Consider the following 18,813-nt stretch of genomic DNA (forward strand, 5'->3'; position numbering starts at 1 on the left):
AGAAGGTAGGGCTCGCACCACCTGGCAGACGCTCCCCTGGGGGCGTGATCGGCGCAGGCCGGATCTCTAGCGTTATCGGCATGACGAACCTTCTGCACCGCATCGGCACCGACACCCGCTACCTGATCCTCGGCCTCCCCCTGGCGCTGGCGTCCTTCCCCCTCCTCGTCGCCGGGGTCGCGGCCGGTACCGGCCTCATGGTGGTCTTCGTCGGATTCCTCGTCCTCTCCGCGACCCTGGTCATGGCGCGTGGCTTCGCCTCCGTCGAGCGGAGCATGCTGCCCGAGATCACGGGCCGCCCCGTCACCCGACCGCGAAGCGGGCCGGTGCCGGCGGGCGCCGGGTGGGTCCGGACCTTCCTGCACCCCCTGACCCACGGGCAGAACTGGCTGGACCTCATGCACGGCGTCGTGAAGCTCCCGCTCGCCATCGCCGGGTTCGTCGTGGCCGTCACCTGGTGGTCCGGCGCCATAGCCGGGTTGGCCTACCCCGCCTACGGGTGGATCCTGCGCGGCATCGGCGACAACGGGGGCCTCGTCGAGCTGATCGGACTCGGCGAAGGACCGCTGGTCGACATCGGGTTCCACGTGGCGATCGGCGCGCTCTTCGCGGCCACCCTCCCCTTCGTCCTGCGCGCCGCGGCGCTCCTCAACGCCGGGCTGGGCCAGGCCATGCTCGCCGGATCCGAGGACGACGCACCGCACCCCGGCCACCTCGCCTACCCCGGCGGCCACCCCGGGCACCCGACCGACCCCGGATACGGCTACGGCTACCGTCCCGCCCAAACGCCCCCCGCGCAGATGGCGGGCCATGCCTGGTGACCCGGCGTCCACCCCGACCTTCCCCGCCTGCCCCGGAGCCGCCATCGGCGCCGGGGCTCCGCCGGTCCCCGGCGAGCGAGAGGCCGGTACGGCCCCTCGGTATCGTGTTCGTGTGACGACAATCCCGATCCCGGCAGACGCCGCCTCCGGTGGAGAGCGGCAGAACCGGCGGCCCCGCTCCCTGATCGTGTCCTTCTTCGGCTCCTACGGACGCGAGATCGGCGCCTGGGTGTCGGTCGCGGACATCATCGCCCTAATGGCCGAACTGGACGTCGACCCGCCCGCCGTCCGCTCGGCGATCTCCCGCCTGAAACGCCGCGGCCTGCTGACCGCCGAGAAGGCCGACGGGGTCGCCGGGTACCGGTTGTCCGAGCACGGCAGGGCCGTCCTCGCAGACGGCGACCACCGGATCTTCGAGCGGCGCACCGCCGCCCTCGGCGACGGGTGGGTCCTGGTGGTCTTCTCCGTCCCCGAGTCCGAGCGCCACCGCCGCCACCTGCTGCGGTCCCGGCTCGCGTGGCTCGGCTTCGGGACCACGGCGGCCGGCGTGTGGATCGCGCCGGCGCACCTCGCCGACGAGGCCCGCCGCGCGCTGGACGACCTCGACATGACCCGCTACGTCCAGCTGTTCCGCGGCGACCACCTCGGCTTCGACGACCTCCGCGACGCCGTCGCCGGCTGGTGGGACCTCGCGGCGCTCCAGGACATGTACCGCACCTTCCTCGCCGACCACGAACCCGTCCTGACCCGGTGGACCCGGCGGCGCGACACCGACCCCTCGGCGGCGTTCGCCGACCACCTCCGCGCGGTCGACGCATGGCGGCGAATGCCGTTCCTCGACCCCGGGCTGCCGCCGGAGGTGCTCCCCGACCAGTGGGCGGGCAGCAGGGCCGCGACCGTCTTCTTCGACCTACACGCCCGCCTGTGCGATCAGGGCCTCGCGCACGTCCTGGCGGTCACCGGACGCGGTTGAGGCCGCCGCCCGCCCCCGCGCACAGCATGATCCGCCGCGACCCGGCACGGCGGCCGACCTCGCGGCCGAACCGGCGGCCTATCCGCCCCGATCCGGCGGCAGACCCGACGGCCGATCCGCCCCGATCCGGCGGCAGCCCTGGCGGCCGTCACTCCGGCAGGACCGCGACTCCGACCAGTTCGACCAGGGCCTCCTCGTCGAACAGCGCGCTCACGCCCAATAACGCCATGGCCGGGTAGTGCCGACCCATGCAGCCGCGGTAGGCGACGCCGATCTCGCGTAGTGCCGCCCGGTAGGCAGGCACGTCGGTGGTGTAGACCGTGAGCGCAGCGAGGTCGCCCGGAGCGCCCCCGGCCGCCTCCAGCGCGGTGCGCACGTTGGCGACGGCGATCGCGAACTGCTCGGCGACCGTCGCGCCGCCGATGGAGCCGTCGGGCCGCTGCGCGGTCTGGCCGCCCAGCAGGACCGTGCGTCCCGGCGCGCACACCACCGCGTGCGCGAACCCGACCGGCGGGGCGAGCCCCGGCGCGGTGACGATCGTGTGCGGCGTAGCCGTGCGCGGCGTCGCCGCCTGCGGGGTCGTCGCGTCCGGGGTCGTGGCCTGCGGGGTCGTGGCCGTCTGCGAGGCCGTGGTGTGCGGGGTCCCCGATTCGGGGCCCGCGGTCTGCCCGCCCACTCAGCGCCCCTTCCACTGCGGGTCACGCTTGCCGGTGAACGCCGCGTGGAACTCGGCGTAGTCGGCGCTCTTCATCAGCAGCGCCTGGGTCATGGCCTCCAGCTCGATCGCGCCGGACAGGTTCATGTCGAGTTCGCGCGAGAGCAGAGCCTTGGTCTGGGCGTAGCCGAACGACGGCCCCGAAGCGAGCCGGGCGGCGAGTGCCGAGGCCGCGGTGTCGAGTTCGGCGTCCTCGACCAGCTCGCTCACCAGGCCGTAGCGGTCGGCCTCGGCGGCGTCGACCGTGTCGCCGAGCATCAGCAGCTTCGTCGCGTGGCCCAGCCCGACGACCCGCGGCAGCAGGTACGCCGCGCCCATGTCGGCGCCCGACAGGCCGACCTTGGTGAACAGGAACGCGAACCGCGCCGAGCGGGCCAGGATCCGGAAGTCGGCCGCCAGCGCGAGCACCGACCCGGCCCCCGCTGCGATGCCGTGCACGGCGGCGATGATCGGCACCGGGCATTCGCGCATCGCCTTGACCACCTCGCCGGTCATGCGGGTGAACGCGAGCAGGTCGTCGGGCTCCATCGCCAGCGTCGCGCCGATGATCTCGTCCACGTCGCCGCCGGAGCAGAACCCGCGCCCCTGGCCGCGCAGCACCAGCACCCGGGTGTCGCCCCGGTGCGGCAGCTCCGCAAGGAGGTCGCGCAGATCGGCGTATGCGCCGAAGGTGAGCGCGTTGAGCTTGTCGGGGCGGGCGAAGGTGACCGTGGCGACCCCGTCGGCGCGGCGCACGTCGAAGTGCTCCCACGCGTCGGTGAACGGCACGGACCCCCGGAACGGGCTCATTGCTGGATGCCTCCTCCGTCGAGAACCAGGGACTGGCCGTTGACGCACGCCGCTGCGCCGGAGGCCAGGTACGACACTGCCGCGGCGACCTCGTCGGGTGCGACCAGGCGGCCCAGCGGGGCCGCTTCCGCAAGCGCCCGCTCGGCGTCCTCGGGACCGCGCCCCGTGCGCTCGGCGATGCGCCGCACCGACCGCTCGGTCATCGGGGAACGGACGAAGGCCGGGCACACGGCGTTGCTGGTGACCCCGGTCCCCGCGACTTCGGCGGCGACGGTCCGGGCCAGCCCCAGCATGGCGTGCTTGGACGCCGTGTACGCGGCGGTGTAGGGGGTGCCGGCGTGCGCGGCGGTGGAGGCGATGAACACGACCCTGCCGTGGTCGCGCTCGCGCATTGCGGGCAGCACCGCGCGCGTGAGCAGGAACGCCGATGTGGCGTTCACGGCGAAATGGGTGTTCCACGCCTCCAGCGTGGTGCGGTGCAGCGGCGCAGACTCGGCGGTGCCCGCGCTGTTGACCAGGACGGAGATCGGCTCGTGCGCGGCGATTTCGGCGACGGCCGCCGCCACCGCCGCCTCGTCGGTGACGTCGCAGACCCGTCCTTCGACCGGCCGGGCGAGCCGGGCCAGGCGGCTCGGATCGCGGCCGAGCGCGACGACCCGGTGGCCGTCCCTGCTGAGGGCCGCACACACCGCGCCGCCGATACCGCCCGCCCCGCCGGAGACGACGGCGAGCGGAGTGGAGGTCCCCATGCGCGGCACGGTATCACGCTGATATGACCTTCGTCATGAATTCGCTACACGCATCCGTCCGCCCTCGTGCCGCGGCCGAGCCCGCCGATAAGGTCGTCCCGTGATCAGCGTCTCGCCACCGGAGATCGTCCTCGGCCTCCTGCTCGGCCTCCTCGTCCTGCTGCTCGTCGTGCGGTCCCGGCGGCGCAACGGCCCGCCCCCTCCCGGCGGCCCTCAAGGCCCTCGCCCCGGCCCTCCGCATCACGGTTAGCGCCGACACCGCCGCAGCCCGGTCGCCGCGCGGCTCCCCGCCGAGGGTGCTCCGCGGAACGCCGACCCGCTCGCGTCCGCCGGTTAGGGTCGCCTATGATGGGCGGCATGGGAGCACTCGGAGTAGCAGAACTCATCGCACTGGTCGCGTTCATGGCCGTCCCCGTCTCGATCTTCATCGGCGGCGCGGTCTACGTCGCGAAGGTCGCCCGCAAGGGTCCCGAGGCCACGCTCGCCGCGGCGACCGTGCGGCGCGAACTCGCCTGAGCGGCACCGCCGAACGTCACAGGGCCCGCCGACCGTCCTACGGTCGGCGGGCCCTTTCGCGCTCGCGGAGCACCCCTGGTTCAGGGTCCGGTCCACGGTCCTAGTTCACGGCGTCCGGGTGAAGGCCGAACCGCTGGTCGGCGTTGAGCTCCGAGAGCCGCTCGACGTCGGCGGCGTCGAGCTCGAAGTCGAACACCTCGATGTTGGCGCGGATCCGCGACGCGGTGACCGACTTGGGGATGACCACGTTGCCGATGTCGAGGTGCCAGCGCAGGATCACCTGCGCCGGGGTCTTGCCGTAGGACTCAGCGATCGCGCCGATCTCCGGGTCCTTGAGCAGGTTGCCCTGCCCCAGCGGGCTCCACGCCTCGGTGGCGATGCCGTGCTTCTTGTGGAACCTGCGCAGCTCGGCCTGCGTGAGGCGGGGGTGCAGCTCGATCTGGTTGACCGCGGGGATGACGCTGGTCTCCGCGATGAGCCGGGTGAGGTGGTCGACCTGGAAGTTGGAGACGCCGATGGCGCGGATGCGGCCGTCGGCGTACAGCTTCTCCATGGCCTTCCACGTCTCGATGTAGGTGTCGCGCTCCGGCAGCGGCCAGTGGATGAGGAACAGGTCGAGCGTGTCGATGCCGAGGCGCCGCATCGACTCGTCGAACGCGCGCAGGGTGGCGTCGCGGCCCTGGGAGTCGTTCGCGAGCTTCGACGTGATGAACAGGTCCTCGCGGGGCACCTCGGACCGCCGGACGGCCTCGCCCACGCCCGCCTCGTTGCCGTACAACTGCGCGGTGTCGATGTTGCGGTACCCGGCTTCGATGGCGGTCTGCACCGACTCAACGACCTCGTCGTTTCCGACCTGCCAAACACCGAACCCCAACTGCGGCATGCGCACGCGGTTGTTCAGCGTGACATCGGGAACCAAAGGCATGAAAACTCCCTGATCAGTAGGTCGTCGGATCTCGTCTTCACCGGACAACCCTCTCAGGTGGCACCACATTCCGCCCGAACACGCCGTGTGACACTCCGATACCCCGCGCCCTGATGGGCGGGTCCGGGCGGGACCGGGCGGGACCGGGCAGGTCCGGGCGGGACCGGGCGGGACCGGGCAGGTCCGGGCGGGACCGGGCGGGTCCCGCGCTCCGTCAGGCGGGCCTGCCGGTGACCTTGAGGGCGCGGAGGCGGCCGTAGTTGTCGAAGGAGCCGAATCCGACCCGGCCGGAGTCGAACGTCCGGTCCTTCGCGGTCATCAGCGGGCGCTTGGCGCCGTCCACGAACACCGCGATCCGGCCCGAGCGCGGGTCGTGGCGGACGCTCACCGGGTGGTACTCGGCGTCGGTGATCGCGGGCGGCGCGCCCACCTCCCCGTCCCACTGGTCGTCGATCCGCTCCCGGTCGGCGCCGTCGACCTTGAAGATGCCGTTGTGCGGGTAGATCGTGTTGTCCTGCGACAGGTGGGCGTAGTAGAACTCCGTCGGCGAGCGGTAGCCGAACAGCACAACGACGTCGCGGTTGTCGACCTCCACGGGTTCGTCGATGCGCACCTCGGCGTCGATCCGCACCTCGCCGAAACGCGGCCCGGCGGTGAGCACGGCGTACTCGTAGGGCCGGCGCGGCGGCCCCGGGTCGGTGCCCGCCTCGGTGAGGACCACCTCCGAGCCGGGGAAGTCCCACTTCTCTGGGGTCACCGGCGCCCAGTGCTCCGGCCCGGTCGCGCCCTCTACCGTCGCCCTCCCGCCGCGCTCGGACACCTCGGCGTCGGCCATGGGGACAGTCCCGTTCGTCTCGGACCGCGGGGCGGGAGCTCCGGCGGGGCCCGCCCGTTCCGGTGCCGCGCGGGCGTCGGGGGCGGCGGCGAGCGTGAGCCCGAGGAGGGCGGCCGCGGCGGCCGGGGCCAGGATGTGCGGGCGGCGGGGATACGCGGTCATGGCTTCGCGCTTCTTTCGGTAGCGGCGAAAATCCGGAACAGACCTGCCCGGAAGCGCTTACGCAAGCGCTTCCGGGTCAGTAGCGTAACCGCCGCGCACTCCCTGTCAAGCCCCCGCGTGCCGCCGCCCAGGCCCGGCGCACCATGCCGTTGACGCAACGGGTGCGAGGGTGTTTTCGCGTCCCTGATGACCTGGGCACCAGGGACGCGCCGCCGGCCGCCGCGCCGCCCGCCCTACCGGCGCGGGGGTGCGGTGGAGTCCCGGACGACGAGGGTGTGCGACGTGCGGCGTCGCCGCGGTTTCTCGGCCCGCGGCCCGAAGGTCATCTCCAGCGCGAGCGCGCCCATCTCGGCCATGGGCAGCCGGATGGTGGTCAGCGCCGGGGCGAGGTCGGCCGCGACGGTCACGTCGTCGAAGCCCACGAGGGAGACGTCGCCGGGAACCGACACCCCGGCCGACCGCAGCTCCGACAGGGCGCCCATCGCCATGACGTCCGACAGCGCGACGACCCCCGTGACGTCCGGGTACTCCGTGCGCAGGCGGTGCGCCGCCTGCGCACCCCCTTCGCGGGAGAACGCGGATTCGAGCACGACGACGGCGCCGGGGTCGAGGCCGGCCTTCTTGGCGCCGGCGCGCACCCCCGCCAGCCGGTCGGCGACCGTGCACAGCCGCGGGTCCCCGGCGATGACGGCGATGCGGCGGTGCCCCAGTTCGGCCAGGTGGGCCGCCGCGGTCGCGCCGCCCGGCCGGTTCGCCGGCAGCACCGCGTCGACGGGGATGTGGTGCCGGCCCACCAGCGCGGCCCGCCCGCCGGACTCGATGTGGCCGCGCAGCTCGGCGGTCGCGTCGGCCTCCAGTTCGGGCTCGACGTAGCCGGACCCGGCGAGCACGATGGCGCCGACCTGCTGGGCGCGCAGGGTCCGGATGCGCGCGAGCTCGGTGTCGGAGCTGCGCTCGGACTGGTTGATCAGCACCATCATGCCGCGCTCCTCCGCCACCCGGAGCAGCCCGCGGGCGATCTCGGCGAAGTAGGGGTCGGAGACGTCGTGCACGATCAGCCCGACCATGGGCTGCGCCGACCCGGCGAGCGCCCTGGCGTGGGCGTTGGGGATGTAGCCGAGGGAGGCGGCGACCGCGCGCACGTGCGCCGCCACCGAGGTGCTCACCCCGTCGCGCCCCGCCATCGAGCGGGATGCCGTCGCCAATGACACCCCCGCGGCCTCGGCCACGTCGACCAGCCGCAACGAGCGCTCCGAATCGGTCACCGATCGTCCCCCTTGTCCGAAACATTTCCGTCATCTAGGGTAGCGCGAAAGCGCTTACGAAAGCGCTTTCTCCACCATCAAGTGCGTGAACGGAGGAGGGAACATGCGCGACCGCGGTCCGCTCGTCACCTCACTCGCCGCCTTCACCCTCCTGACGACCCTCTCAGCGTGCAGCACTCCCGAAGACCCCACGGCCGGTGCCGAAGGCGGGGCCGCGGGGACCTTCGACGCGGGCGCGGCAGGACTCGAAGGCGAACCGGTGCGCATCGGGATCTCCATGCCCCTGAGCGGCGACTTCTCCGAACCGGGGATCGGCGTCCGACAGGGCTACGAGACCTGGGCGGCGATGGTCAACGAGTCGGGCGGCCTGCTCGACCGCCCCGTCGAGCTCGTCTTCCGGGACGACGCCTCCGACCCCAACAAGGTGGTGTCGGACTACGAGTCCCTCATCACGCAGGCAAAGGTCGATCTGGTCTTCGGCCCATTCTCCACCCGGCTCGTCATCCCCGCGGCCGAGGTCGCCGAGTCCTACGACATGCTCTTCGTCGAACCGGCCGGCGCCTCCGACGAGGTGTTCGAGCAGGGCTTCGAATACCTCTTCTACGCGGCCCCCGCCGTCGCCAGCGACCACTACGACAACCTCGCCGACTACATCGAGAAGCTGCCGGCCGACGAGCGCCCCCGCACCGCCGCGTACGCCAGCCTGGACGACCCCTTCGCCCAGGACACCGCCTACGGCCTGAAGGACCGCATGGAGGCGGCCGGCGTCGAGACCGTGGCCGACGAGGTCTACCCGCCGGGGACCACCGGCTTCACCGCCATCGCCGCGCGCATCGCCGATACCGACGCCGACCTCGTCGTGGGGGGCACCCAGTTCGAGGACTCCGTGGGGCTCGTCCGCGGCTTCCAGGAACTCGGCTACCAGCCGCGCATGGCCGCGTTCTCCACCGGCCCGACCATCCCCGAGTTCGAGGAGGCGGTCGGCGGCGCCACCGAGGGCATCATCTCCCCGGTGGGCTGGTCGCCCAGCGCCGACTACGGCCAGAACGCCGACTTCGTCGCCCGGCACACCGAACTGCACGGCGCCCCGCCCTCCGAGGACGCCGCCAACGGGTTCACCACCGGCGAGGTCGTCGCGGCTGCCGTCGAGGAGGTCGGCTGCGCCGAGCAGGGGCGGAAGTGCCAGAAGGCGCTCGCCGACCACATCCGCGGCGCCGAGACCGAGACCATCGTCGGGCCGCTCCGGTTCGACGAGCAGGGCCGCCCGCAGTCGGCCCACCTCATCCAGCAATGGCAGGCCGACGGTCCCGAGATCGTGCTGCCCGACGACGACGCCCGCACCGGCGACCTCGTCCACCCGAAAGCGGAGTGGTGATCGCCGTGCCCTCACTCTCGCTGCTCGCCCAGGGCCTCGCGCTGGGCGTGCTCACCGGCGGCGTGTACGCGCTGCTCGCCTCCGGGCTGACCCTGTACTTCGGGGTGATGCGCGTCGTCATGGTCGCGCACCCCGCCTTCCTGTTCCTCGCCGCCTACATCACCTACTTCCTGCACGCCGTCACCGGCATGGACCCGCTGCTCACCGCCGTGATCACGGTCCCGCTGTTCTTCCTCCTCGGTGTGGGGATCCAGCGGGTGCTGGTGGCGCGGATCCCGCAGGAGTCGCTGGCGATGATGTCGGTGCTGCTGACGTTCTCCCTCGCGCTGCTCATCGAGGGCGGGCTGGGCTACGTCGCGACCGGGTCCTACCGGTCCATCACCGTCGACTACGCCACGACGTCGCTGCACCTGTTCGGCGTCGCGTTCCCCTACGACCGGCTGATCGGGTTCGGCCTCGCCGCGGCGACGTTCATCGCGATCTTCGCCGTGCTGCGGCTGACCCGGCTGGGCAAGGCGCTGCGCGCCACGATCCAGCACCCCGACGCCGCCCGGCTGGTCGGCATCGACACCGCCAAGGTCACCGGGATCGGCTTCGGGATCGGGCTGGCGACCGCAGCGCTCGGCGGCGCGGTGCTGTCCATCATCGACCCGTTCTTCCCCGCCGCCCACTGGGACTACATCGGCAAGCTGATGGCGATCATCGTGGTCGGCGGGCTCGGCAGCGTCCGGGGCGCGGCGATCGCCGCGCTGATCCTCGGCACCATCGAGGCCGTCGTGCAGGTCTCCGGCGGCGCCACCGAGGCGGGACTGATGTTCTACGCCTTCCTCTTCGCGACGCTGCTGCTGCGGCCGCAGGGATTCTTCGGAGGTCGCCTTGCCGAACGCTTCTAGTGTCCGCTCCCCCGCGCCGACCGCGCTGCCGCACCTCCCCAGGTCGGTCCCGCTGCGGATCGGGCTGGGCCTGCTGCTGGTGCTGCTGCTCGCCTACCCGTGGATCGCGCCGGGTGGCTACCTCCGCTACGCCGGGGTGCTGGTGGTGATGTACGCGGTCCTCTCCACCTCCTGGAGCATGGTCGGCGGCTTCACCGGCTACGTGTCGCTGGGCCACGCCGCGTTCTTCGGGCTCGGCGCCTACGCCACCGGCATCGGCGTGGTGACGCTGGGCCTGCCGCACGCCGCCGCGTTCGTCCTCGGCGTGCTGGTGGTCGCGGTGTTCGCCGCGGTCGCCGGGCTGGCGGCGGTGCGGGCCCGCGGCGCGTCCTTCGTGATCGTCACGATCGCGATGGTGACGATGCTCAGCCTGCTCGCCCAGGACATGACGTGGCTGACCGGCGGCTCCGCCGGGCTCCAGGTCCCCGGGGCCGTCGCGGGGATCAGCCGCACCGGCAACCACGCGCTGTTCTTCTACCTGTTCACCGTGCTGCTCCTGTTCGCGCTGCTCACCTGGTGGTTCATCGACCGGTCGCGCTACGGGGCCGGGTTGAAGGCGATCCGCGAGGACGAGGAGAAGGCGGAGGCGCTGGGCGTGCCCACCACCGCCTACAAGGTCGCGGCCCTCACCGTCTCGGCGGCGTTCACCGGCGCCGCGGGCGGGCTGTACGCGATGTGGTTCGGCAACCTCGACCCGATCTTCGTCTTCTCCCTGGTCCTCGGCTCGTCCATGGTGCTCATGGCGCTGCTGGGCGGCAGCAGGTACCTGCTCGGGCCGACGCTGGGCGCGTTCGTCGTCGCCCCTGCCAACGAGTACTTCCTCACCCAGCACGGCGAGAGCCAGCTCCACATCATCCTGTCCGGTGCGCTGCTGTTCGTCGTCGTGCTGTTCATGCCCGAGGGGGTCATCCCGGCCGTGCAGCGGGCCCTGCGCCGGTTCCGGCCGCAATCCGCCTCGATCCGCGAACAGACCCAGCAGGAACTGCACGAGAGCAGAGGGGCCGCCACGTGAGCACGCTGAGCGCGAAGGGCCTGCGCAAGTCCTTCGGCGGGGTGGTCGCCGTCGACGGCGCAGACCTCGACCTGCACGAGGGCCGCATCAACGGCCTGATCGGGCCGAACGGCTCGGGCAAGACCACCCTGTTCAACATCGTCACCGGCATGATCAAGGCCGACTCCGGCACGGTGCGGCTGGGCGGAACCGAGGTCACCGGCTGGTCGCCGCACCGCATCGCGCACGCCGGCCTGGGCCGCACCTTCCAGCTGTGCCGGGTCTTCCCGCGGCTCACCGTCATGGAGAACATGCTCGTGTCGCTGCGCCGCCCGCGGCTGCGCGACATCCTCGGCGGCCTCACCAGCAAGGCCGACGTCGAGGTGGCGATGGGCTGGCTGGAGCGCGTGGGCCTGGACCACCTCGCGGGCACCGACGCCAGGGACCTGTCCTACGGCCAGCAGAAACTGCTGGAGCTGGCCGCGGTCCTGATGGCCGACCCGCAGCTCATCCTGCTGGACGAACCGGCGGGCGGGGTCAACCCCGCCCTCATCGACCGCATCGGCGACCTGGTGCGCGACCTCAACGCCGAGGGCCGCACCTTCCTCATCGTGGAGCACAACATGGCGATGGTCATGAGCCTGTGCCAGCACATCATCGTCTTCGACCGGGGGCGGCCCATCGCGGCCGGCCCGCCGGCGGAGATCCAGTCCGACCCCCGTGTCCTGGAGGCGTATCTCGGTGTCTGAGCCGCGAACCGGCACCGGCGCCACCTCGGCGCGGGCCGACAACGAACAGGTCCCGGATCCCGTCTTCGAGATCCGCGACATCGAGGCGGGGTACGGGCGGGCGGCGCTCGTCCTGCGCGGGCTGAGCGTGACCGTCACCGCGGGGTCGGTGGTGTGCCTGGTCGGCCCCAACGGCGCCGGGAAGTCCACGGTGCTCAAGGTCGCCAGCGGGCTGCTCGCCCCCCGGTCGGGGAGCGTGCTGCTCAAGGGCGCCGACGTGACGGGGCTCGGCACCCGCGCCCTGCTCGCCAAGGGGATCGCGCACGTCCTCCAGGGGCACAGCGTGTTCCGCGAGATGACGGTGGAGGAGAACGTCCGGCTGGGCGCGTACACGGTCGGCGACGCCGAACTCGTGGAGCAGCGCTGCGCCCGCGTCCGCGAGGTCTTCCCCGTCGTCGGGGAGCGCTGGGACGCCACGGCCGGGCTGCTGTCCGGCGGGCAGCAGAAGCAGGTCGAACTCGCCCGCGCGATGATGCTGGACCCCGCGGTCGTGCTCCTCGACGAACCCTCCATGGGCCTCGACCCCAAGACCACCACGGCCCTGTTCGACCAGATCGCGCGGATGCGCGAACTCGGCACAGCGGTGCTGCTGGTCGAGCAGAACGCGCGCCGCGCACTGGAGATGGCGGACGTGGGCTGCGTCCTCGACCTGGGCCGGGTGCACATCTCCGGCCCGGCCGCCGACCTCCTCGCCGACCCCGCGCTGGGCCGCCTCTACCTCGGGGCCGCGCCCAATGCGTCCGCTGCGTCCGGCGCGCCCGATGCGGCCACCGCGCCCGGCCCGCGGCCCCCCGCCGACGACGAACCGCCGACGAACACCGCACCCGACGACGGAAGCAGGCCATGACCGAGAAGACCGTCACCATCGCCATGAACGGCGTCACCGGCCGGATGGGGCGCAACCAGCACCTGCACCGCTCCATCCTGGCGATCCGCGACAGCGGCGGCATCGTGCTGCCGGGCGGCGACGTCATCATGCCCGATCCCGTGCTGGTGGGCCGCGACGAGCGGCGGCTCAAGGAGGTCGCCGACGCCGCCGGCGGGGCCCGCTGGAGCACCGACCTCGACACGGTGCTCGGCGACCCGGCCGTCGACATCTACTTCGACGCCACCGCGACCGCGGCGCGCGCCGGGTCCGTGCGCCGCGCCATCGCCGCGGGCAAGGCCGTGTACTGCGAGAAACCGCTGGCGACCAGCGCCGACGAGGCGTTCGAGCTGGCGGGGCTCGCCGCGGCGGCCGGGATGAAGAACGGCATCGTCGCCGACAAGCTGTTCCTGCCCGGCATCCGGGCGCTCGAACGGGCCCTGAAGTCCGGGTTCTTCGGCCGGGTGCTGAGCGTGCGCTGCGACTTCGGCTACTGGGTGTTCGAGGGCGGCCTCGAAGAGCCGCAGCGCCCGAGTTGGAACTACCGGGCCGAGGACGGCGGCGGGATGGTCCTCGACATGTTCCCGCACTGGCAGTACCTCTTCGAAGGACTGTTCGGGCAGATCACGGCGGTGCTGTGCCGCGCGGTCACGCACATCGGGGAACGGCGCGACGAGAACGGGGCGGTGTACACGCCGACCGCCGACGACGCCGCCTACGGCCTGCTGGAGATCGACAACGGTGCGCCCGGCGGGATCCTCGCCACCGTCACCTCCTCCTGGGCGACCCGGGTCAACCGCGACGAACTGGTGGAGTTCCACGTCGACGGCACCGACGGCTCGGCGGTCGCCGGCCCGCGCGAATGCCGCCTCCAGCCCCGCTCCGCGACGCCGCGGCCCACCTGGAACCCCGACGTGCCCAACCCGCTGGACTTCCGCGCCGGGTGGCTGCCCGTCCCCCCGCAGGAGGCCGAGGAGAACGCGTTCAAGCGGCAGTGGGCGTCGTTCCTGCGCCACGTGGTCACCGACGCGCCGTTCGCGCAGACCCTCGCCGAGGGCGCGCGCGGCAACCGGCTCGCCGAGCTCGCGTTGGCGTCCTCGGAGCAGCGGCGGTGGATCGACGTCCCCGGGCGGGCGGACCAGTGAGCGGCCTGCGCCTGCCCGGCGACGACGGCACCCTCAGCACCTGGCGGCCCTCCGGCGCCGCCGCCCCCGCACCCGCCGGGGGCGCCCTCCCGCCCGCCGGGGGCGCGGTGCGCCGCCGCACCGCCTACGCCGCGGCGCACGTCGTCGCCGACCCCCTCGCCCCCGATGCGCCCGGCGCCGTCGACTGGGACGCCACCATGGCGTTCCGGCGGCACCTGTGGTCCTGCGGCCTGGGGGTCGCCGACGCCATGGACACCGCGCAGCGGGGCATGGGCCTGGACTGGCCCACCACCAGGGAACTGCTCCGGCGCACCGGGGCCGAGGCCCGCGAGAGCGGCGGCGCGTGGTGCGCCGGCGTGGGCACCGACCAGCTCCCGCCCGGGCCGGCGGAGATCGACGCCGTCGTCGGGGCGTGGCGCGAACAGCTCGCCGAGGTCGCGGCGGTCGGCGCGGTCCCGGTGGTCATGGCCAGCAGGGCGCTCGCCGCCGCGGCGCGCGGACCGCACGACTACCACGACGCGTACGGGCGGCTGCTCACCGACGCCGAGGGGCCGGTGCTGCTGCACTGGCTGGGCGAGGCGTTCGACCCCGCGCTCGCCGGATACTGGGGGCACGCCGACCCGGCCGATGCCGCGCGCGAACTCGCCGAGCTGTGCGCCCGGCACGAGGGCGCGATCGCCGGGGTGAAGGTGTCGATCCTGGACGCCGACGTGGAGGTGGCGTTCCGCAGGGCGCTGCCGCCCGGCGTCGCGTGCTACACCGGCGACGACTTCGCATACCCGGAGCTCATCGCGGGCGACGCGAAGGGGCACAGCGAGGCACTGCTCGGCATCTTCGACCCGATCGCCCCGGTCGCCGGGGCCGCGCTCGCCCGGCTCGACGCAGACGACACCGCCGGGTTCCGGGCGCTGCTCGACCCGACCGTCCCGCTGTCCCGCGAGATCTTCCGGGCGCCCACCCCCCACTACAAGGTCGGCGTGGTGCTGCTCGCGTACCTCAACGGCCACCAGTCGCACTTCACGATGCTGGGCGGACTGGAGTCGGCGCGCAGCATCACGCACCTCGCGCGCGTACTGCGGTTGGCGGACACCGCCGGGGTGCTGGCCGACCCGGACCTCGCCGTCGCCCGCATGCGCCCGCTGCTGGAACGAGCGGGGGTGAGCTGACGTGCACCGCTTCAGCCTGAACCAGATCACCACGAAGAACCGGACCCTGCCGGAGGCGGTCGCCGCTGGACCAGACGGAGGTGAACCGACGTGCACCGCTTCAGCCTGAACCAGATCACCACGAAGAACTGGACCCTGCCGGAGGCGGTCGCCGGGTGCGCCGAGGCCGGTGTCGAATGGATCGGCCTGTGGCGGGACCGGGTCGCCGAGGTCGGCGTCGACACGGCGGCGGCGCTGCTGCGCGACCACGGCGTGCGCGCGTCCTCGCTGTGCCGAGGCGGCTCCTTCACCGGCGCGGGGCCCGACGGCCCGGTCGCCGACCCGATCGGCGACACCGCCGCCGCGATCGACGAGGCGGCGGCGCTCGGGGCGCCGGTGCTGGTCCTGGTGGTCGGCGGCATCGCGGGCGGCGACCTGCCGGGGTCCCGCGCCGCGGTCGCCGGGGCGCTGGAGCAGCTGGCGCCTTATGCCGCCGAGCGGGGGGTGCGGCTGGGGCTCGAACCGCTGCACCCCGTGCAGTGCGCCGAGCGTTCGGTGCTGTGCACACTCGACCAGGCGGTGGACCTGGCGGAGCCGTACCCGGAGGAGGTCGTCGGCGTGATCGTCGACGAGTTCCACGTGTGGTGGGATCCGCGCATCGAGGCCGCGATCGCGCGGGCCGGCCGCCGGATCGCCGGGTTCCACGCCTGCGATCAGCTGGTGCCGCTGCCCGATCCGCTGCTCGGCCGCGGCCTCCCCGGCGAAGGGCCCATCGACCACCGCCGCCTCCTCGGTCTGGCGACCGAGGCCGGGTACACCGGCCCGGTGGAGGTCGAGGTGTTCAACGCCGCCCTGTGGGCCCGCCCCCCGAAGGAGGCCCTGGCATCGGCGATCACCGCCTACCGCACCCACGTCGCCGAACCGGCGGGAACGCCGTTGCCTTGACGGGCAGGAGGAGGTTCCCACGATTCAGCTGACCTGGGCAATGGGGGTGACTGCCCCGTGGCCGCGGCGTCAGTCACCCCCATTGCCGGACGCAAGGCTGGGTGACTGGTGGGGGTGCCGGTCCGGATCCGGCAAAGAGGATGTGCTTCGGCGGTCGCTGCTGCGCAGCAGCGACCGCCGAAGCACATCCTGACCGGGACAGGCCAGACGGCACCCCGACGGCCTCTGAGCTGAGAGGGTGCGGGAGCCATCGCGCCCCTCGCGATCGGCGGCGCCGGGCGCAGGGACGGTGACCGGATGTGGACGCTGCCGCGCGCGCGACCAGGCGGCGGCATCACGTGTCGCATGGGCGCGGCCCCAGGTCGGATATTCTCGGTGTATACGTCACACTGAGTCGCCTCTGGAGCCGTCGATGGCCGTGCAGCAGTCCGCCCAGCCCGCCCGTGTGCGGGCGTACGAATGGGTCCGCAACGGCATCCTCACCGGCCGTCTCGAATCGGGCAGCTTCATCGACGAGGCCACCGTGTGCCAGGCCGTCGGGGTGTCGCGCACCCCCGTCCGCGAGGCGTTCCACCAGTTGTCCGCCGAGAAGTTCATGGTGCACTCCCCGCGCCGCGGCGCGCAGGTGCGCACCGTGACCGCCACCGAGCTGATCGAGGTCTACGACAGCCGCCGGCTCATCGAGGGCCACGCCGGGCGGCTGGTGTGCGAGCGCGAGCTCCCGCTGCCGGACGAGCTGACCGAGCTTTTGGACCGCATGGAGGCCGTCGACGCCGGGACCCTCGAAGGCACCGACCTGAACTACCGTTTCCACCGCGGGATCGTGTCGGCCGCGGGGAACACCGTCCTCACCGAGCTTTACGAGGCGCTCAGCCCGCGGCTGCTGCGCGTCTCGCTGATGGCGATGACCGCGCGGCCCGAGCGGCGCACCCACATCGACTCCGAGCACCGGCTGCTGCTGAAGGCCCTCCGCGAGCGCGACACCGACGGTTTCCTCGGCACCCTCGACGCCCACCTCCGCCCGATCGAGGCGGTGCTCGCCGCCCTCCCGGGAAGGTAGGGCACCGCAATCTCGCGCCGCGCTCCCCGGCGGGCGAGGGCGCGCCCCATACCGCCTTCCCCGGCAGGCAGGGGCCCGTCTCACACCTCGTCTGTGCCCGCTCGGGCGGTGCGGCGGCGGCGCTGCTCGACCGGGTCGGGCACCGGGGCCGCGGCGATGAGGTCGCGGGTGTAGTCCTCCTTAGGCGCGTGCAGCACCTGCTCACGTTTGCCCAGTTCCACGAGTCGGCCGTCGCGCAGCACGGCGATCCGGTCGGCGAGAGTCTCCACCACGGCGAGGTCGTGGCTGATGAACAGGGCGGAGAAGCCCAGCCGCTGCTGGAGGTCGAGGAACAGGTCGAGGACCCTGGCCTGCACCGAGACGTCGAGGGCCGACGTCGGCTCGTCGGCGATGAGCAGTTCCGGTTCCAGGGCGATCGCGCGCGCGATGCCGACCCGCTGGCGCTGCCCGCCCGACAGTTCGTGCGGGTAGCGGTCCCGCCACGACGCCGGGAGCTCCACGCTCTCCAGCAGTTCGCCGACCCGCGTGGTCAGCGGCGCCCCGCTCAGCACACGGTGCAGCCGGAACGGCTCGGCGATGCTGTCGCCGATGCTCGCGCGGGGGTTCAGCGACGACGCGGGGTCCTGGAACACCATCGCCACCGTGCGGCTCAGCCGGAGCCGCTGCGCGCGGTTCAGCCGACCACCGAGTCCGCACACCCCGATGCTGCCCGAGACCGGCCGGAGCAGGCCCACCACCGCCCGGCCGATGGTGGACTTGCCGGAGCCCGACTCCCCCACCAGGCCGAGGATCTCGCCGCGTTCGATGTCGAGGCTCACCCCGTGCACGGCGCGGTACCCACGCCGGCCCAACCGCCCGGGGTACTCCAGCACGACGTCGTCGAGCACCAGGGTCGTGTCGCGGTCGGCGGCCCCGCCGCCGGGGTCGGCGGGGCTGTCGCGGGCCGCGGCCCGCTCCGGTCGGCGCCCCGCTCCGGTGCGGGTGCGCCCCAGGTGCGGGACCGCGTCGAGGAGGCGGCGGGTGTAGTCGTGCCGCGGCGACGCGAACAGGGTGTGGACGTCGGCCTCCTCGACCACCTCCCCTTCGCGCATCACCACCACGCGGTCGGCCAGGTCGGCGACCACCCCCATGTCGTGGGTGATCACCACGATGGCGGAGCCGAGCCGGTGCCGGAGGTCCCGCAGCAGGTCCAGGATCTCGGCCTGGACGGTGACGTCGAGCGCCGTCGTCGGCTCGTCGGCGATGAGCACCTTGGGGTCGCCGGAGATCGCCATCGCGATCATCGCCCGCTGGCGCTGCCCGCCGGAGAGCTGGTGCGGGTAGGAGTCGGCCCGCACCTCCGGTTCGGGCATGTTGACCAGGGTGAGCAGCTCCACGGCCCGCTTCCGCGCCGCGGCCTTGGTGACCCGCTGGTGGCAGCGGATCGCCTCGACGATCTGCTCGCCCACTGTGTACACGGGGTTGAGCGCCGTCATGGGCTCCTGGAAGATCATCGCGACTTCGCGGCCCCGGACCGCGAGCATCTCGGCGACCGTTGCGCGCAGCAGGTCGCGCTCTGCCAACCGGATCCCGCCGCTGCGGCGGGTGTTGGGCGGCAGCAGGCCGAGCACCGCCATGGTGCTCACCGACTTGCCCGACCCGGACTCCCCGACGACCGCGAGGATCTCCCCGGGGCGCACCCCGAAGGAGACCCCCTTGACGGCGGGCACCCATTCCCCGCCCAACCGGAAGTCCACGCTGAGCCCGTCCAGGCCGAGTACCGGCGCGACATCAGGCGCGTCGTCGTGCAGTGCGGTCATGGCTTCCTCACCGGTTCG

20 protein-coding genes are annotated in these 18,813 nt (G+C 73.0%); 13 read left to right on the forward strand and 7 right to left on the reverse strand.

Translation table 11 applies throughout. The annotated features are described in order from the left end of the window. Positions 1–80: 80 nt before the first annotated feature. Together CLV63_RS04700 and CLV63_RS04705 are read left to right on the forward strand one after the other, a co-directional pair. Positions 81–821 carry a sensor domain-containing protein gene (locus tag CLV63_RS04700; RefSeq protein WP_106581607.1) on the forward strand — a complete coding sequence of 247 codons (741 nt, stop codon included), beginning with the start codon at positions 81–83 and terminating at the stop codon, positions 819–821. A 112-nt stretch (positions 822–933) separates the two neighbouring features. Then, on the forward strand, positions 934–1,794 hold the full coding sequence (locus tag CLV63_RS04705) for a PaaX family transcriptional regulator (protein WP_245928578.1): 861 nt from the start codon (positions 934–936) through the stop codon (positions 1,792–1,794). A gap of 148 nt (positions 1,795–1,942) precedes the next feature. Here CLV63_RS04705 and CLV63_RS04710 read toward each other — a convergent pair whose 3' ends face one another. Genes CLV63_RS04710 through CLV63_RS04720 form a run of 3 tightly spaced genes read right to left on the reverse strand, consistent with a single transcriptional unit; the run spans position 1,943 to position 4,047 of the window. After that, positions 1,943–2,470 (reverse strand): RidA family protein, encoded by a 528-nt coding sequence (locus CLV63_RS04710; protein WP_106581609.1) that lies wholly within the window; start codon positions 2,468–2,470, stop codon positions 1,943–1,945. After that, entirely contained in the window at positions 2,471–3,298 is an 828-nt protein-coding gene (locus CLV63_RS04715) for an enoyl-CoA hydratase family protein (RefSeq protein ID WP_106581610.1), read from the reverse strand. Then, entirely contained in the window at positions 3,295–4,047 is a 753-nt protein-coding gene (locus CLV63_RS04720) for an SDR family NAD(P)-dependent oxidoreductase (RefSeq protein ID WP_106581611.1), read from the reverse strand. Before CLV63_RS04720 ends, CLV63_RS04715 begins: the two co-directional genes overlap by 4 nt. A 100-nt stretch (positions 4,048–4,147) precedes the next feature. Here CLV63_RS04720 and CLV63_RS33435 point away from each other — a divergent pair, with 100 nt between their 5' ends. Continuing rightward, positions 4,148–4,297: a hypothetical protein gene (locus tag CLV63_RS33435; protein WP_170134142.1), complete on the forward strand. Its 150-nt coding sequence runs from the start codon at positions 4,148–4,150 to the stop codon at positions 4,295–4,297. A 107-nt stretch (positions 4,298–4,404) separates the two neighbouring features. After that, positions 4,405–4,563 carry a hypothetical protein gene (locus CLV63_RS33440; protein WP_170134143.1) on the forward strand — a complete coding sequence of 53 codons (159 nt, stop codon included), beginning with the start codon at positions 4,405–4,407 and terminating at the stop codon, positions 4,561–4,563. A 100-nt stretch (positions 4,564–4,663) separates the two neighbouring features. Here the strand turns inward: CLV63_RS33440 and CLV63_RS04730 are convergent, their stop codons facing one another. The 3 genes from CLV63_RS04730 to CLV63_RS04740 form a co-directional block, all read right to left on the reverse strand. Then, positions 4,664–5,488 (reverse strand): aldo/keto reductase, encoded by an 825-nt coding sequence (locus tag CLV63_RS04730; protein ID WP_106581613.1) that lies wholly within the window; start codon positions 5,486–5,488, stop codon positions 4,664–4,666. 214 nt (positions 5,489–5,702) lie between these two features. Further along, the gene (locus tag CLV63_RS04735) at positions 5,703–6,485 is read right to left on the reverse strand and encodes a hypothetical protein (RefSeq protein WP_106581614.1); all 783 of its coding nucleotides are present in this window, start codon (positions 6,483–6,485) and stop codon (positions 5,703–5,705) included. A 233-nt stretch (positions 6,486–6,718) separates the two neighbouring features. Then, on the reverse strand, positions 6,719–7,750 hold the full coding sequence (locus tag CLV63_RS04740) for a LacI family DNA-binding transcriptional regulator (protein WP_106581615.1): 1,032 nt from the start codon (positions 7,748–7,750) through the stop codon (positions 6,719–6,721). Positions 7,751–7,853: 103 nt separating this feature from the next. Here CLV63_RS04740 and CLV63_RS04745 point away from each other — a divergent pair, with 103 nt between their 5' ends. From CLV63_RS04745 to CLV63_RS04785, 9 genes are all read left to right on the forward strand, one after another. After that, complete coding sequence (locus tag CLV63_RS04745; RefSeq protein WP_106581616.1) at positions 7,854–9,125, forward strand: amino acid ABC transporter substrate-binding protein; 1,272 nt, start codon at positions 7,854–7,856, stop codon at positions 9,123–9,125. Positions 9,126–9,130: 5 nt separating this feature from the next. After that, positions 9,131–10,018: a branched-chain amino acid ABC transporter permease gene (locus tag CLV63_RS04750; protein WP_211301150.1), complete on the forward strand. Its 888-nt coding sequence runs from the start codon at positions 9,131–9,133 to the stop codon at positions 10,016–10,018. Further along, positions 10,002–11,069, forward strand: coding sequence for a branched-chain amino acid ABC transporter permease (locus CLV63_RS04755; protein WP_211301151.1), 1,068 nt, complete (start codon positions 10,002–10,004; stop codon positions 11,067–11,069). Before CLV63_RS04750 ends, CLV63_RS04755 begins: the two co-directional genes overlap by 17 nt. Further along, positions 11,066–11,797 (forward strand): ABC transporter ATP-binding protein, encoded by a 732-nt coding sequence (locus CLV63_RS04760; protein ID WP_106581618.1) that lies wholly within the window; start codon positions 11,066–11,068, stop codon positions 11,795–11,797. The genes CLV63_RS04755 and CLV63_RS04760 overlap by 4 nt, the downstream gene beginning before the upstream one ends. Next, complete coding sequence (locus tag CLV63_RS04765; RefSeq protein ID WP_106581619.1) at positions 11,790–12,683, forward strand: ABC transporter ATP-binding protein; 894 nt, start codon at positions 11,790–11,792, stop codon at positions 12,681–12,683. The genes CLV63_RS04760 and CLV63_RS04765 overlap by 8 nt, the downstream gene beginning before the upstream one ends. Next, positions 12,680–13,846, forward strand: a complete 1,167-nt coding sequence (locus tag CLV63_RS04770; protein ID WP_106581620.1) for a Gfo/Idh/MocA family protein — start codon at positions 12,680–12,682, stop codon at positions 13,844–13,846. The genes CLV63_RS04765 and CLV63_RS04770 overlap by 4 nt, the downstream gene beginning before the upstream one ends. Continuing rightward, complete coding sequence (locus tag CLV63_RS04775; protein WP_106581621.1) at positions 13,843–15,012, forward strand: DUF993 family protein; 1,170 nt, start codon at positions 13,843–13,845, stop codon at positions 15,010–15,012. Before CLV63_RS04770 ends, CLV63_RS04775 begins: the two co-directional genes overlap by 4 nt. A gap of 90 nt (positions 15,013–15,102) precedes the next feature. Beyond that, the gene (locus CLV63_RS04780) at positions 15,103–15,936 is read left to right on the forward strand and encodes a sugar phosphate isomerase/epimerase family protein (protein ID WP_106581622.1); all 834 of its coding nucleotides are present in this window, start codon (positions 15,103–15,105) and stop codon (positions 15,934–15,936) included. Positions 15,937–16,348: 412 nt separating this feature from the next. Beyond that, positions 16,349–16,996, forward strand: coding sequence for a GntR family transcriptional regulator (locus tag CLV63_RS04785; RefSeq protein WP_106581623.1), 648 nt, complete (start codon positions 16,349–16,351; stop codon positions 16,994–16,996). An 80-nt stretch (positions 16,997–17,076) separates the two neighbouring features. On the opposite strand, the gene CLV63_RS04790 is transcribed toward CLV63_RS04785, so the two are convergent. Continuing rightward, complete coding sequence (locus CLV63_RS04790) at positions 17,077–18,795, reverse strand: ABC transporter ATP-binding protein (protein ID WP_106581624.1); 1,719 nt, start codon at positions 18,793–18,795, stop codon at positions 17,077–17,079. Between the last annotated feature and the right edge of the window lie 18 nt (positions 18,796–18,813).

The organism is Murinocardiopsis flavida (genome assembly GCF_003014485.1).
Taxonomy (GTDB): Bacteria; Actinomycetota; Actinomycetes; order Streptosporangiales; family Streptosporangiaceae; genus Murinocardiopsis; species Murinocardiopsis flavida.